The sequence below is a fragment of the Pseudomonas sp. GB2N2 genome, assembly GCF_054897705.1.
This window is the reverse complement of sequence record NZ_CM142701.1, coordinates 5,400,055-5,414,158: the sequence shown is the minus strand read 5'-3', so window position 1 is coordinate 5,414,158 and position 14,104 is coordinate 5,400,055. Positions and strand designations below refer to the sequence as shown.

Annotated in this window: 10 protein-coding genes, 4 tRNA genes and 2 pseudogenes; 5 read left to right on the top strand and 11 right to left on the bottom strand. The window is 58.8% G+C overall.

Going from position 1 to position 14,104, the window contains the following annotated elements:
- Positions 1-299 precede the first annotated feature (299 nt).
- Positions 300-698 carry an HvfA family oxazolone/thioamide-modified RiPP metallophore gene (locus ACYZT4_RS25130; RefSeq protein WP_461983603.1) on the top strand — a complete coding sequence of 133 codons (399 nt, stop codon included), beginning with the start codon at positions 300-302 and terminating at the stop codon, positions 696-698.
- A 62-nt stretch (positions 699-760) separates the two neighbouring features.
- Here ACYZT4_RS25130 and ACYZT4_RS25125 read toward each other — a convergent pair.
- The 9 genes and pseudogenes from ACYZT4_RS25125 to rluD all read right to left on the bottom strand — a co-directional run.
- Positions 761-1,360: pseudogene (locus tag ACYZT4_RS25125) on the bottom strand (methyl-accepting chemotaxis protein); the annotation flags it as partial.
- A gap of 303 nt (positions 1,361-1,663) precedes the next feature.
- Positions 1,664-2,386: pseudogene (locus ACYZT4_RS25120) on the bottom strand (MCP four helix bundle domain-containing protein); the annotation flags it as partial.
- Positions 2,387-2,542: 156 nt separating this feature from the next.
- A tRNA-Pro gene (locus ACYZT4_RS25115) sits at positions 2,543-2,619 on the bottom strand.
- A 95-nt stretch (positions 2,620-2,714) separates the two neighbouring features.
- A tRNA-Lys gene (locus ACYZT4_RS25110) sits at positions 2,715-2,790 on the bottom strand.
- 5 nt (positions 2,791-2,795) lie between these two features.
- A tRNA-Pro gene (locus ACYZT4_RS25105) sits at positions 2,796-2,872 on the bottom strand.
- Between the two features lie 9 nt (positions 2,873-2,881).
- Positions 2,882-2,957: transfer RNA gene (locus ACYZT4_RS25100), tRNA-Asn, on the bottom strand.
- A 401-nt stretch (positions 2,958-3,358) separates the two neighbouring features.
- Positions 3,359-5,923 carry an ATP-dependent chaperone ClpB gene (gene clpB / locus ACYZT4_RS25095; RefSeq protein ID WP_461983601.1) on the bottom strand — a complete coding sequence of 855 codons (2,565 nt, stop codon included), beginning with the start codon at positions 5,921-5,923 and terminating at the stop codon, positions 3,359-3,361.
- 294 nt (positions 5,924-6,217) lie between these two features.
- Positions 6,218-6,937, bottom strand: coding sequence for a peptidoglycan editing factor PgeF (pgeF, locus tag ACYZT4_RS25090; protein ID WP_461983600.1), 720 nt, complete (start codon positions 6,935-6,937; stop codon positions 6,218-6,220).
- Positions 6,934-7,896 carry a 23S rRNA pseudouridine(1911/1915/1917) synthase RluD gene (rluD, locus tag ACYZT4_RS25085; protein ID WP_461983598.1) on the bottom strand — a complete coding sequence of 321 codons (963 nt, stop codon included), beginning with the start codon at positions 7,894-7,896 and terminating at the stop codon, positions 6,934-6,936. Before rluD ends, pgeF begins: the two co-directional genes overlap by 4 nt.
- A gap of 151 nt (positions 7,897-8,047) precedes the next feature.
- Here rluD and ACYZT4_RS25080 point away from each other — a divergent pair, with 151 nt between their 5' ends.
- The 4 genes from ACYZT4_RS25080 (at position 8,048) to ACYZT4_RS25065 (ending at position 12,418) form a co-directional block, all read left to right on the top strand.
- Positions 8,048-9,070: an outer membrane protein assembly factor BamD gene (locus tag ACYZT4_RS25080; RefSeq protein ID WP_461983596.1), complete on the top strand. Its 1,023-nt coding sequence runs from the start codon at positions 8,048-8,050 to the stop codon at positions 9,068-9,070.
- A gap of 207 nt (positions 9,071-9,277) precedes the next feature.
- Complete coding sequence (locus tag ACYZT4_RS25075) at positions 9,278-9,511, top strand: PP0621 family protein (protein ID WP_461983594.1); 234 nt, start codon at positions 9,278-9,280, stop codon at positions 9,509-9,511.
- Positions 9,501-11,090 carry a sensor histidine kinase gene (locus ACYZT4_RS25070; protein ID WP_461983593.1) on the top strand — a complete coding sequence of 530 codons (1,590 nt, stop codon included), beginning with the start codon at positions 9,501-9,503 and terminating at the stop codon, positions 11,088-11,090. The genes ACYZT4_RS25075 and ACYZT4_RS25070 overlap by 11 nt, the downstream gene beginning before the upstream one ends.
- Before the next feature lie 2 nt (positions 11,091-11,092).
- Positions 11,093-12,418, top strand: coding sequence for a sigma-54-dependent transcriptional regulator (locus tag ACYZT4_RS25065; RefSeq protein ID WP_461983591.1), 1,326 nt, complete (start codon positions 11,093-11,095; stop codon positions 12,416-12,418).
- A gap of 119 nt (positions 12,419-12,537) precedes the next feature.
- Here the strand turns inward: ACYZT4_RS25065 and thiO are convergent, their stop codons facing one another.
- Both thiO and ACYZT4_RS25055 read right to left on the bottom strand, forming a co-directional pair.
- Positions 12,538-13,638, bottom strand: coding sequence for a glycine oxidase ThiO (gene thiO, locus ACYZT4_RS25060; RefSeq protein ID WP_461983589.1), 1,101 nt, complete (start codon positions 13,636-13,638; stop codon positions 12,538-12,540).
- Between the two features lie 55 nt (positions 13,639-13,693).
- Entirely contained in the window at positions 13,694-14,095 is a 402-nt protein-coding gene (locus ACYZT4_RS25055) for a type IV pilin protein (protein WP_461983588.1), read from the bottom strand.
- Positions 14,096-14,104: the final 9 nt, after the last annotated feature.

Below are 14,104 nucleotides of genomic sequence, written 5' to 3'. Positions count from 1 at the left end.
GCGAGCCTGCTCGCGAAAGCGTCAGTTCATTCAACATCGATGTTGAATGACAAACCGCCTTCGCGAGCAGGCTCGCTCCCCATTTTTAATTAACCACCCGAAGATCTGTGTCTCACTGTATCTCCCCCGGCCATTTCGCCCCTTCGCTTACAAACTCCCCCCTGCGCGACACAGTAGCGATACACCCTGACCGTTAAATGGCCACATCCGAGCAAGGCACCCCGCCCGCTCTGGTTATCGCCGCACTTGCGTGGCGTCCTTTATCGAACGGTTGTGTCGTGCAACCCAGGAGATTTCAAATGTCCCGTACTACCAAGAACACTATCGGTTTGCTCGGCGCCGTACTCGCTGGCGGCATGATGTTGACTGGCTCGGTTTTCGCTTCGCAGCCTTTGACTCAGGGCTACCTGCTGGCCTCGGCCGCGCAAGTGGTGAAGACCCCTGAAGGCAAATGCGGTGAAGGCAAGTGTGGCGATGCCTCGATGGCAAAAACCGACACCGATGGCGACGGCAAGGTTTCCCGCGCCGAATTCCTCAAAGTCGCGCCGAAGTCCAACTTCGACAAGATCGACACCAACCATGACGGTTTCATCGACGAGCAAGAAGCGTTCGATAACGTGAAAGCCAACTACGAAGCCAACGGCAAGAAAATGCCAAAAGGCTTGTTTGAGCACTTGAAAGATCAAGACGGCGCCTAAGCCACACAGTAGAAAGCCGCCCTTTCCCCTAGGAAAGCGCGGCTTTTTTACGTCTGGCGAATTTACACCCGGAAGCGCTGAACCATGCCTTGCAGCGCATTGGCCAGTTTCGACAGCTCATGGCTGGATGCGCTGGTCTGATCGGCACCGGTGGCGGAACGCACCGACAGGTCGCGGATGTTCACCAGGTTGCGATCCACTTCTCGAGCCACTTGCGCCTGTTCTTCCGCGGCACTGGCGATCACCAGGTTGCGCTCGTGAATCTCGTGAACCGACGCTGTGATGGTCTGCAACGCTTCACCGGCGCGCTCGGCCAGCGCTAACGTGCTGGTTGCGCGAGATACGCTGGCGTTCATGGAGTCCAGCGCCAGGCTCGAACCGCTGCGCATGCCCTGAACCATCTGTTCGATTTCCTGAGTCGATTGCTGGGTGCGATGGGCCAAGGCACGCACTTCATCGGCCACCACCGCAAAACCGCGACCACTCTCCCCCGCGCGCGCCGCTTCGATCGCCGCGTTGAGCGCCAACAGGTTGGTTTGCTCGGCGATGGCCCGAATCACATCCAGCACTTTGCCGATGTCCTGAGACTGATTGACCAGCGACTGCACCAGTTCACCGGTGTGCTGCACATCGCTGGACAGGGCACTGATGGCGCTGGCGGTTTCACCGACCCGCTCTTGTCCCAGATGCGCCGATTCGCTGGACTGACGGGTGGCATCGGAAGTCGACACCGCATTCCGTGCCACTTCCTCGACGGCGATGGTCATTTCGTTGACTGCGGTGGCCGCCTGCTCGATCTCGTTGTTCTGCTGTTGCAAGCCCTGGGTGCTGTCGAGCGTGACCGCGTTCAACTCATCCGCCGCCGTGGCCAGTTGCGTGGCCGAACCGCTGATGGCTTGCAGCGTTTCCCGCAGGTTCTGCTGCATGGTCGCCAGCGCCTTGAGCAAACGGGTCACTTCGTCGTTGCCATGGGTGGCGATCGGCCGGGTCAGGTCGCCCTGAGCCACGCTTTCCGCCGCGCTCAGTGCTTCATTCAGGGGACGGACGATGCTGCGCGTCAGCAACATGGCCAGGCCGACCGTCGCCAGCGCCGCGAGAGCAATGAACAGGCTGACGATGGTGCGCGAGGTTTCGTAGTGCGCTGCGGATTTCTGGCTTTCGATGGCGACTTGTTTGGCGAACAGGTCTGCCAGGTCATTAAGCTGTTTGCCGGAACCGTCGACCACGGTCTTCATGTCGATCAGCAGCAGTTTGGTCAATTCATCACGACGCCCCTGCTCTGCCAGGGTGAACGACTGGGCGATGCCGGCGCGATAAGCGGCGAAGGTGGTTTTGAACTGGTCATACAAGGCCTGGCCTTCGGCGGTGTTGACCAACTGATCGTAAGCCGCGATTTTTTCGCTCAGCTCCGTATCGCGGGTATCCATCTGGCCGCGGTAGGTCGGAATATTCTTCGGGTCTTGATCCAAAGCCATGCGCAGGGAAATGGTGCGGATGCGCAGCATCAGCTCGCGGATCTCGTCACCGCCGCGGATGCTTGGCAGCCATTGCTTCTCCACCGCGACCTCGCTCTCGCGAATGCTCGACATTTGCCCCAGGGCAAACATTCCGAGCAGTGCCACCAACACGGCGATCAAGGCAAACCCCAAAGCTGCCCGAGGAGCGATATTCAACTGACGAAGCAACATAACGAGTGCCTTTTTCTTGTAGTGGCCGGGAGTTGGGGCGTTGTTGCGGCAGGCCCCGTGGCTTCGTTATCGGCAAGTTGTACGATGACTTGAAGTGATTCACTTTATCAAAGGCAAAAAAAATCCCCGTATCTTTCGATACGAGGATTTTTAATATGGTCGGGGTAAGGGGATTCGAACTCCTGACATCCTGCTCCCAAAGCAGGCGCGCTACCGGACTGCGCTATACCCCGGTAAAAAAAAGGCGACCTTTACAGTCGCCTTCTTCGATCAGCGCTTTTGGCCTCTGATCTTAAGATCTGATCCCAGCGTTAACTGGTTTCAAAAATGGTGGGTCGTGTGGGATTCGAACCTACGACCAATTGGTTAAAAGCCAACTGCTCTACCAACTGAGCTAACGACCCAAAAATGGTCGGGGTAAGGGGATTCGAACTCCTGACATCCTGCTCCCAAAGCAGGCGCGCTACCGGACTGCGCTATACCCCGGTTTGAAATTGGCTCCGTGACCAGGACTCGAACCTGGGACCCAATGATTAACAGTCATTTGCTCTACCGACTGAGCTATCACGGAACTACATATTTCAATTTGCAACTGTGAAGCTTGCTTCACCTCTTCGACCCGTTCGCATCGCTGCGTTCGTGTGTCTGAGGCGCGCTATTCTACAATCTTAAGCACCTCTGTCAACCCCTTAAATTGCATTCAAGTTAATGATTTGCAACTTAATTCAGATTCCTGCTTGGGAAGCAGAAACCCTTCCGGGCGACTTACTGCGGGGCGCACTTTACAAGCCTTTTCCTTTCAGTTCAACAACCTGACGAAAAAAAGGCCTCGCGATGCGAGGCCTTCCGTTCACGTACATATTCTGTAGGAGCAAGCTTGCTCGCGAAGGACTCAACGACACCGCGCTTATCCAGGAAGCAGGCGTCATCGTTAACGACCATCGCGAGCTAGCTCGCGCCTACAACAGGGGCTCAGACGAAGACGATTTCGTCGTTGACCACGGTGCCTTTGGCAGTATCGCCAGCCATGAACCGACCCGACAGAATCAACTGCGCCAGCGGGTTTTCGATCCAGCGCTGGATCGCGCGTTTCAGCGGCCGCGCGCCATAGACCGGGTCGTAACCGACTGCGATCAGCTTGTCCATGGCCTCCGGGCTGAGTTCCAGCTTCAGCTCCCGTTCGGTCAGGCGACTGCGCAGACGACCCAACTGGATCTCGGTAATGCCTGCGATCTGATCCCGCGCCAGAGGCTCGAAGATCACCACTTCGTCGACCCGGTTAATGAACTCCGGCCGGAAGTGCGTGGAAATCGCGTCCATTACCGCTGCACGCTGCGCTTCACGATCACCGACCAGTTCCTGGATCTGCACCGAGCCCAGGTTGGACGTCATGACGATCACGGTGTTCTTGAAATCCACCGTACGGCCATGACTGTCAGTGAGGCGGCCATCTTCCAGCACTTGCAGGAGGATGTTGAATACATCCGGGTGGGCCTTCTCGACCTCATCCAGCAGGATCACCGAATAAGGCTTGCGACGCACCGCCTCGGTCAGGTAACCGCCCTCTTCGTAGCCCACGTAGCCTGGTGGCGCACCGATCAGTCGAGCCACGGAATGTTTCTCCATGAACTCGGACATGTCGATCCGCACCATCGCCTCCTCGGTATCAAAGAGGAACTCGGCCAGCGCCTTGCACAGCTCGGTTTTACCGACACCGGTCGGGCCGAGGAACATGAACGAACCGCTCGGACGATTCGGGTCGGACAACCCGGCTCGCGAACGGCGCACCGCATTGGAAACCGCGATCACCGCTTCGTCCTGACCGATCACGCGCTGGTGCAACAGACTTTCCATCTTCATCAGCTTGTCGCGCTCGCCTTCGAGCATTTTCGACACGGGAATGCCGGTCCACTTCGACACGACTTCGGCGATTTCTTCCTCGGTCACCTTGCTGCGCAGCAACTGGTTCTCGCTTTTGCCATGCTGGTCGACCATCTGCAGGCTGCGCTCCAGGTCCGGGATCACCCCGTATTGCAGCTCGGCCATGCGGTTCAAGTCGCCTTTACGGCGGGCGGCTTCCAGTTCCTGACGGGACTGTTCGATTTTCTGCTGGATCTGCGCAGAACCCTGAACCTCGGCTTTTTCCGCGTTCCAGATTTCCTCGAGGTCCGAATACTCCCGCTCGAGACGAACGATTTCTTCCTGGAGTTTTTCCAGGCGCTTGATCGCCGCTTCGTCGCTTTCTTTTTTCAGCGCCTGGGATTCCACCTTCAGCTGAATCAGACGACGCTCCAGACGGTCCAGCACTTCCGGCTTGGAATCGATTTCCATGCGGATACGGCTGGCGGCTTCGTCGATCAGGTCGATGGCCTTGTCCGGCAACTGCCGGTCAGTAATGTAGCGATGGCTGAGCTTGGCCGCGGCAATGATCGCGCCGTCGGTGATCGCCACTTTGTGGTGAACCTCGTAGCGTTCTTTCAAGCCACGCAGAATGGCGATGGTGTCTTCTTCGCTCGGCTCATCCACCAACACTTTCTGGAAACGCCGCTCGAGCGCCGCATCCTTCTCTATATATTGGCGATACTCGTTGAGCGTGGTCGCGCCGACGCAATGCAACTCACCGCGAGCCAGAGCTGGCTTGAGCATGTTGCCCGCATCCATCGAGCCTTCGCCTTTACCGGCGCCGACCATGGTGTGCAGTTCGTCGATAAACAGAATGATCTGCCCTTCCTGCTTCGACAGTTCGTTGAGCAGGGATTTCAGGCGTTCTTCAAATTCACCGCGATACTTGGCACCGGCAATCAGCGCGCCCATATCCAGCGACAACAGGCGCTTGCCTTTGAGGCCATCCGGCACTTCGCCGTTAATGATCCGTTGGGCCAGGCCTTCGGCAATTGCGGTTTTACCGACGCCAGGCTCGCCGATCAGCACCGGGTTGTTCTTGGTCCGGCGTTGCAGCACCTGAATGGTCCGGCGAATTTCGTCGTCGCGACCAATCACCGGATCGAGCTTGCCGTCTTCGGCGCGCTTGGTCAGGTCGACAGTGTATTTATCCAGCGCCTGGCGCGATTCTTCGTGGTTGGCGTCATTCACTGCTTCGCCGCCACGCAGGTTGTTGATCGCGTTTTCCAGGGCTTTCTTGCTCACACCCTGGCCGAGCAACAACTTGCCGAGCTTGCTGTTCTCGTCCATGGCGGCGAGCAACACCAGCTCACTGGAAATGAACTGGTCGCCCTTCTGCTGGGCCAGACGATCCGCCTGGTTGAGCAGACGCGCCAAGTCCTGCGACATGTTCACGTCGCCGGTGGGGTTCTGGATTTTCGGTAGCTGGTCGAGCTCTTTTGTCAGCTCTTTACGCAAGCTGTTGACGTCAAAACCAACCTGCATCAACAGGGGTTTGATCGAACCACCCTGCTGTTCAAGCATGGCTTGCATCAAATGCGCCGGCTCGATGCCGGGATGGTCAAGGCCGACGGCCAGCGATTGGGCGTCGGATAGAGCTAACTGCAATTTGCTGGTTAAACGATCTATACGCATGGGTCACCTTCCTTTTGAGCAGGCCGGACCTATAAAACATCCTGAATGAAGAAACCTGCCAGATACCGTTATAGATGCGGTCGATTCTGAGAGTTTCAAGCGTCGAGACGTTGATGCAGATCAGGGGAGTCTAGCGTGTGCCCTGTTTCATGAAGGCGTTCCTCTTTTGACGCGTGGCTGTTGCCGGCAGGTAAGGCGCCGCGACGAGTCATAGCTCGCTATGGCGAGGAGCGGCAACGCAGCATGACGACAACAGACGCCGCCAAAAAGGAACAGACTTCGTGAGACAGGGCACTAAAGCCAGATAAGGGAGGCAAACCGACCGGTGCGAGGACTGCGGCGGTAAGAAAAAAAGCGGGGATCGGTCACGGTGCAAAAACCGCCACCGTAAACAGCAGTGACGCCACGAGCTGCCAGACGCAAACGCGCCAGCTCATAGATGTCGGCCAAGAACTTGCCGGCATTTTCGCTTGGAACGAAAGCTCTGGAGGCCCCAGGCAATTGTTCGATGAAAGTTTCCCGGACTTCCGGGCCGACTTCAAAGGCTCGCGGGCCAATCGCCGGACCCAGCCACACCAACACTTCCTCTGCTGGAACGGCCAACGTATCGAGCGTCGCTTCGAGCACACCTGCCGCCAACCCGCGCCAGCCGGCATGGGCCGCCGCGACGCGAGTGCCGGCGCGGTCGCAAAACAGTGCCGGCAGACAATCGGCGGTCATCGCCGCACAGGCAATTCCGGGGGTTTCGGTCCAACTGGCGTCGGCGGTCGCCGTAACGCCTGGGTCCGCGTGGGCCACGGCTATACCGTGAACCTGCTTTAACCAGGCCGGTTGAATCGAGAAATGATCGGTGAGGCGACGGCGATTCTCGGCAACCGCTTCAGGGTTGTCGTCGACGTGATCGCCGAGGTTGAGGCTGTCGAACGGCGCCAGACTGACGCCGCCCGCACGGGTGGTGACGCAGGCTTTCACCCCGGCAGGCGCTGGCCAGTCGGGAATCAGCCAGTCACTCATCCGATGAACGCCTCGCGGTCTTGCTTGAGCAGGGTCAACAACCAGACGAAGTCGTCCGGCAGTGGCGATTCCCAGCTCATGCGCTTACCGCTCGTCGGGTGATCCAGCTCCAGGAACCGCGCATGCAGGGCCTGACGCGGGAACGTTTTCAACGATTCGACCATGGTTACACTCGCTGCCGGCGGAATGCGGAAACGACCGCCGTAGGCAGGATCTCCGACCAACGGGTAGTTGATGTGAGCCATGTGCACGCGAATCTGGTGGGTACGACCGGTTTCCAGCTTCACCCGCACGTGAGTGTGGGAGCGGAAACGCTCGAGCACGCGATAATGGCTGACGGCTTGCTTGCCACCTTCCATCACGGCCATGCGCTGGCGTTGCTGGCCGTGCCGACCGATTGGCGCGTTGATCTTGCCACCCGCCGTTACCACGCCGATCACGATGCATTCGTAGATCCGGCTGACACTGCGGCTCTGCAACTGTGTAACCAGCTGCGTCTGCGCCTGAATGGTCTTGGCCACCACCATCAAACCGGTGGTGTCCTTATCCAGGCGATGCACGATACCGGCGCGGGGCACATTGATAATGTCCGGCACGTGGTGCAGCAAGGCGTTGAGCAAGGTGCCATCCGCGTGGCCGGCGGCAGGATGCACCACCAGGCCCGCGGGTTTGTTGATCACCAGGATGTCGTCATCTTCATAAACGATGTCCAGCTCGATGTCCTGAGCGATCCATTCGCCCTGAGCTTCCTGCTCGGCAGTCAGCTCAAGAATGGCGCCACCGTGAACGATGTCTCGCGGGCGGATTACCGCCCCATCCACAGTCAGGCGGCCGTCTTTGATCCAGGCGGAAAGGCGCGAGCGCGAGTGCTCAGCGAATAATTGTGCGGCGACTTGATCGAGGCGTTGGCCGCCCAATTCGGACGGCACCTCTGCGCGAAGTTCAATTTTATCGGACATGCTCGGACTAGGCGTCGGCACAGCCTTTGGTTTCGGCTGCGCGCTTGTGGTTAAATACGGCGTCTTTTGCCCCGAGGCTATTCAACGGGGCGCTCATCATAACAGGACGGCCCCGCCCAAGACAGCGGCCGTCATAGGGACGCAAGCCGCCATGCAAGTGAAACACCTGCTGCTGATCGCCATCCTCGCATTGACCGCTGCTTGCTCATCGAAGGAAGTCGTAGACGAAAACCTTAGCGAAGTCGAGCTGTACCAGCAGGCTCAGCAAGATCTGGACAACAACAGCTACACCGCCGCCACAGCCAAGCTGAAGGCGCTGGAGTCGCGTTATCCGTTCGGTCGCTATGCTGACCAGGCTCAACTCGAGCTCATCTACGCCAACTACAAGAACACCGAGCCAGAGGCTGCGAAGTCTGCCGCCGAGCGTTTCATTCGTTTGCACCCACAGCATCCGAACGTGGATTACGCCTACTACCTCAAGGGTCTGACCTCTTTCGACCAGGACGTCGGCCTGCTGTCGCGTTTCCTGCCGCTGGACATGACCAAGCGTGACCCGGGTGCTGCCCGCGACTCGTACAACGAGTTTGCCCAGCTGACCAGCCGGTTCCCGAACAGCCGCTACTCGCCGGACGCCAAGCAGCGCATGATTTACCTGCGCAACCTGCTGGCGGCCTACGAGATTCACGTCGCCGACTACTACCTGACCCGTCAGGCCTATGTCGCCGCCGCGAACCGTGGTCGTTATGTAGTGGAAAACTTCCAGGAAACCCCATCGGTCGGTGACGGCCTGGCAGTGATGACCGAGGCCTACCAGCGTCTGCACCTGGACGAACTGGCCAACACCAGCCTCGAAACCCTGAAGCTCAACTACCCGAACCACCCAAGCCTGGTGGACGGTCAGTTCGTGCCTTCGGTGGCTGAAGCCGACAACCGTTCGTGGTTGAGCAAGGCGACCCTGGGCCTGATCGAGTCCCGTCCGCCGCTGCCGCCGGGCGAAACCCGCGCCAACCAGGACGTGCAAAAGCAATTCCAGGACGCGAAAGACGCGATTCCGAGCGATCTCAAGCCTAAAGATGAAAATGGCGACGTGATCGAAGAAGAGCAGCACGAAGCGGAAGGCAACAACAGCGACCGTTCGTGGTTCAGCTTCATGACCTTCGGCGTGTTCGACTGATCGATCCGCCCCTGTAGGAGCAGCCGGTCGACGCTCGATTGCTCGCGAAAAACGTCAACGATCACGCGTTCATCCAGACAGTACGCATGATCGTTGACGTCCATCGCGAGCAAGCTCGCTCCTACAAGGTTTTGTAGTGTGATATCGCTGTGCGGCCGTCATGTCCTTGGCTAAACTGCTGGATCTCTCGCCATAAAGCAGCTAGCCATGCTTCGTTTATTGTTCTGGATCGCCCTGATTGCCGCTGCGGTATGGTTCTGGCGCAAGTTCAAGGGTCAGGCTTCCGTGCCCAAATCCTCTGCCGAGCTGGAAGCAGCGCCGATGGTCCGCTGTGCCCATTGCGGCGTTCACCTGCCCCGCGATCGCGCACTGAGTCTTCAACAACAGTGGTATTGCAGCCAGGCTCACCTTGAGCAGGGCCCGGGCTCCAGTGCTCGCTGAGACATCCAGTCCTGGTAGCAAACAAGCCCAGCGACTGCTGCGTCTCTATCATCTCTACCGTCTGAGCGTCGGCATCACCCTGGTGCTGTTGATCTCCAGCAACCTCGACAACCAGTTGCTGACCTTCACCAATGACGACCTGCTGCGCAGTGGCAGCTGGTTGTATCTGGTGTTGAACATTTTGCTGGTGGTGTTCCTCGAGAACACTCGCCGTCCGGCGCAATTGTTCAGCCTGGCGCTGATCGATGTCCTGCTGCTGTGCGGCCTGTTCTATGCCGCCGGCGGTGTCGCCAGTGCCATTGGCAACTTGCTGGTGCTGTCGGTAGCCATCAGCAACGCGATGTTGCGAAGGCGCATCGGGCTGCTGATTGCCGCTATCGGCGCGCTCGGCATTGTCGGGCTGAGCTTCCTCCTGAGTTTCAGCCACGCCGCCAGCCCTAATGATTACCTGCAAGTCGGCACGCTCGGCGCGTTGTGCTTTGCTGCAGCACTGCTGGTGCAAGGGCTGATCCAGCGCCTGGAAGTCAGCGAAACACTCGCCGAACAACGGGCCAGCGAAGTCGTGGGCCTCGAAGTGCTCAATGCGCTGATCCTGCAACGCATGCGCACCGGCATTCTGGTGCTCGACGACCAGCGGCGAGTGCAACTCGCCAATCACAGCGCTTTGACCTTGCTGGGCCGGGACACGCTTGAAGGCCAGCGGATCGATGACTGCTCACCGACGCTGGTCGAACGCCTGCAACTGTGGCTGAACAACCCGACGCTGCGTCCCCAAAGCCTGAAAATCAGCGGCAACGGCCTGGAGCTGCAACCGAGTTTCATTGCCCTGGACCAACGCCCACAGCAACAGACCCTGGTGTTTCTTGAAGACCTCGCGCAAATCTCCCAACAGGCGCAACAGTTGAAACTCGCCGCCCTTGGCCGCCTGACCGCCGGCATCGCCCACGAAATACGCAATCCACTGGGCGCCATCAGTCATGCCGCCCAGTTGTTGCAGGAATCAGAGGAACTCAACGGCGCGGACCGCCGTCTGACCCAGATTATTCAAGACCACTCTCAGCGCATGAATCGGGTCATTGAAAACGTCCTGCAACTGTCTCGTCGCCAGCAAACCGTAGCGCAGCGCCTCGATCTGGAGCCTTGGCTGGAACGGTTCGTTGCCGAGAGCCGCGAAAGTGCGCTCGAGCGCCAACAGATTCACCTGCGTATCGATTCAGGCGACTTCAAAACCCTGATGGATCCAAACCAGCTGACTCAGATTCTCGACAACCTGCTGCGTAACGCCTGGCGCCACAGCGCTCAACTCCACGATCAGGCGCAGGTCTGGCTGGCATTATTCGTCGATCCCGATACCCAGCTGCCGATCATCGAGGTGCTGGACGATGGTGCCGGCGTGGCGCCGGATCAACGCGGGCATTTGTTCGAACCGTTCTTCACCACCAGCGCCCAGGGCACCGGACTGGGACTTTATCTGTCCCGTGAATTGTGCGAAAGCAACCAGGCCCGCCTAGACTTCAAGCCACGCCAAGGCGGCGGCTGCTTTCGCATTACCTTTGCTCACGGACGGAAACAAGTTTGAACATGAGCCCACGGCAAAAAATCCTGATCGTCGACGACGAACCGGATATCCGCGAACTCCTGGAAATCACCCTGGGGCGGATGAAACTCGACACCTTCAGCGCTCGCAACGTTGGCGAGGCCCAGGCCCTGTTGAAACGCGAGACGTTCGACCTGTGCCTGACCGACATGCGCCTGCCGGATGGCACCGGTCTTGAGCTGGTGCAACACATTCAACAACGTTACCCCCAACTTCCGGTGGCGATGATCACCGCTTATGGCAGCCTCGAAATTGCGATCAACGCCCTCAAGGCCGGTGCCTTCGACTTCCTGACCAAACCGGTGGACCTTACTCGCCTGCGCGAACTGGTCAGCAGCGCCCTGCGCATGCCGGCGCCAGGCGTCACTATTGATCGTCGGCTCCTGGGCGACTCGTTGCCCATGCGCAGCTTGCGCAAACAAATCGACAAACTGGCGCGCAGCCAGGCGCCGGTGTACATCAGCGGCGAATCCGGCAGCGGCAAAGAGCTGGTCGCGCGACTGATCCATGAACAAGGGTCGCGTACCCATCAGCCATTTGTCCCGGTGAACTGCGGGGCGATCCCGTCGGAGCTGATGGAAAGTGAATTTTTCGGCCATCGCAAAGGCAGCTTCACCGGTGCCATCGAAGATAAGCCCGGCCTGTTCCAGGCGGCCCATGGCGGCACGCTGTTCCTCGACGAAGTGGCCGATCTGCCGCTGGCAATGCAAGTCAAACTGTTACGGGCGATCCAGGAGAAAGCCATTCGCAGCGTCGGCGGGCAACAGGAAACGGTGGTCGATGTGCGCATTCTCTGCGCTACCCACAAAGACCTCGACGCCGAAGTCGCTGCCGAACGTTTTCGTCAGGATTTGTACTATCGGCTGAATGTCATCGAACTGCGGGTTCCGCCCTTGCGCGAACGCCGCGACGATATCGAGACATTAGCCAGTCATGTGCTTAAGCGCCTCGCCGCCGGCCAGCCTGCAACGAAACTCCACCCGCAAGCCCTTGAGGCGCTGAAAAGCTATCGCTTTCCGGGCAATGTGCGGGAACTGGAGAACATGCTCGAACGGGCTCACACGCTGTGTGAAAACAAACAGATCGAAGCCAGCGACCTGCGCCTGGCTGAAGGCAATTGCACCGCCGACAGCAGCGTGCCGGACCTGACGCAGATTGATAATCTGGAAGTCTATCTGGATAACGTCGAACGCAAACTCATCCTCCAGGCGCTGGAGGAAACCCGCTGGAACCGCACGGCGGCGGCTCAGCGATTGAATTTGTCGTTTCGGTCGATGCGCTATCGACTGAAGAAATTCGGGTTGGATTGAAGGACGCCATCGCTGGCAAGCCAGCTCCCACAGGGTTTGCGTCGATGGAAAATATCGTGATCGACGCAAAACCTGTGGGAGCTGGCTTGCCAGCGATAGCGATCTGACAGGCGCCGCGATCAGATCCTGCCGGTCGGTGCATATGGCGCCGGATCAATGATCGGCGCCCTGCCCAGCATCACATCCGCAAACAACTGACACGACGCCGGCGCCAGCACCAGACCGTTGCGGTAATGTCCGCAGTTGAGCCACAACCCGTCGAACCCCGGCACCCGGCCGATATAGGGAATCCCCTCGGGTGAACCCGGTCGCAGCCCGGCCCAATGCCCGACCACCTCGGCCTCCGCCAACGCTGGAATCAATTCCACCGCCGACGCTTTCAGACTCTCAAGCGCCGATTCGGTCGGTGTCTTGTCGTAGCCTTCATGTTCCAGCGTGCTGCCAATCAGAATGTGCCCGTCTCGACGCGGAATCGCATACCGCCCCTTGGCCAACACCATGCTTGGCAGGAAGTCCGCCGCGCACTTGTAAAGAATCATCTGCCCTTTGACGGGTTCGACCGGCAGTTCCAGCCCCAGGTTTCTGAGCAAATCACCGCTCCAGGCACCGGCCGTCAGAACCACCTGATCACCCTGGATAACGCCCGCCGACGTCTGCACGCCGACGACTTTTTCGCCTTCACGAACAAACCCGCTGACTTCGCACTGCTCATGGATCATCACATTCGGCAATGCCAGCAGAGCCGCCTTGAGCGATTTCACCAAGCGTGGATTGCGCACATTGGCAACGTCAGCCATATAGATCGCCCGGGAAAAACCGCTGCCCATGACCGGCACCGCATCATGCACCGCCGAGATATCCACAGCCCGCAGCGGTCGGTTTTCCCGTACAGCCCAGGCCAGCGCTTCGGCTTCATCGTCCAGATCCAGCCAGTACATGCCTGTGGTGTGCACTTCGGGATCAACCCCGGTCGCGGCGAACAAACGCTCTCCCAGTTGTGGATAAAAATCCTGGGACCAATGCGCCAGCGCAGTAACTGCCGGGCTGTAACGCCATGGATAGAGCGGGGAAACGATGCCGCCGCCGGCCCAGGACGATTCCTGACCGACATTCGAACGGTCCAGCAGCACAATGCTCTGTACGTGCGACGCGAGATTGAACGCCGTCAGCAAGCCAATCACACCACCGCCGACAATCACCACTTGTTGTTGCATGGTCATGCTCTGATCCACCGTTAGATAGACAAAGGGTGAAAAAGGCACCCGAAAAAGAAACTCAGCGACCCCAGCAATCCTTGGTGGTCAGCCCAGCCGTTGCACCGACCATGCTTCTGACACCGGTATTGGTGATGGTGAAATCGCCACACTTGTCCGTCGCCATGGCGCTGCCGGCCTTGCGCGCGGCGGTCAATAGAAAGGTCTGATCGGTCAGGGTCTGAACGATGGTGTAGTAGTCATTGCCAGCGCTCAGGCCGACTGCGGCGGTATACACATTGTTCTTCGAGTAAAACCGTTCGAGAATTTGCGCCTGCTCCGAAAGCAGACCGGCCACTTCAGTTCTCCGGCCTTTTTTCACATATTCGGTGAGGCTCGGGTAGCCGATGGTAATGATGATCCCGATGATCGCAATCACGATCAGGATTTCGATCAGGGTAAAACCTCGGTTCGATCTGCGCATGCCTCAACT

Coding starts and splice junctions, on each gene's coding strand:
- ACYZT4_RS25055 (WP_461983588.1), bottom strand. CDS start 14,095: ATGCGCAGATCGAACCGAGGTTTTACCCTGATCGAAATCCTGATCGTG.
- clpB (WP_461983601.1), bottom strand. CDS start 5,923: ATGCGTATAGATCGTTTAACCAGCAAATTGCAGTTAGCTCTATCCGAC.
- ACYZT4_RS25065 (WP_461983591.1), top strand. CDS start 11,093: ATGAGCCCACGGCAAAAAATCCTGATCGTCGACGACGAACCGGATATC.
- ACYZT4_RS25080 (WP_461983596.1), top strand. CDS start 8,048: ATGCAAGTGAAACACCTGCTGCTGATCGCCATCCTCGCATTGACCGCT.
- thiO (WP_461983589.1), bottom strand. CDS start 13,638: ATGACCATGCAACAACAAGTGGTGATTGTCGGCGGTGGTGTGATTGGC.
- pgeF (WP_461983600.1), bottom strand. CDS start 6,937: ATGAGTGACTGGCTGATTCCCGACTGGCCAGCGCCTGCCGGGGTGAAA.
- ACYZT4_RS25130 (WP_461983603.1), top strand. CDS start 300: ATGTCCCGTACTACCAAGAACACTATCGGTTTGCTCGGCGCCGTACTC.
- ACYZT4_RS25075 (WP_461983594.1), top strand. CDS start 9,278: ATGCTTCGTTTATTGTTCTGGATCGCCCTGATTGCCGCTGCGGTATGG.
- rluD (WP_461983598.1), bottom strand. CDS start 7,896: ATGTCCGATAAAATTGAACTTCGCGCAGAGGTGCCGTCCGAATTGGGC.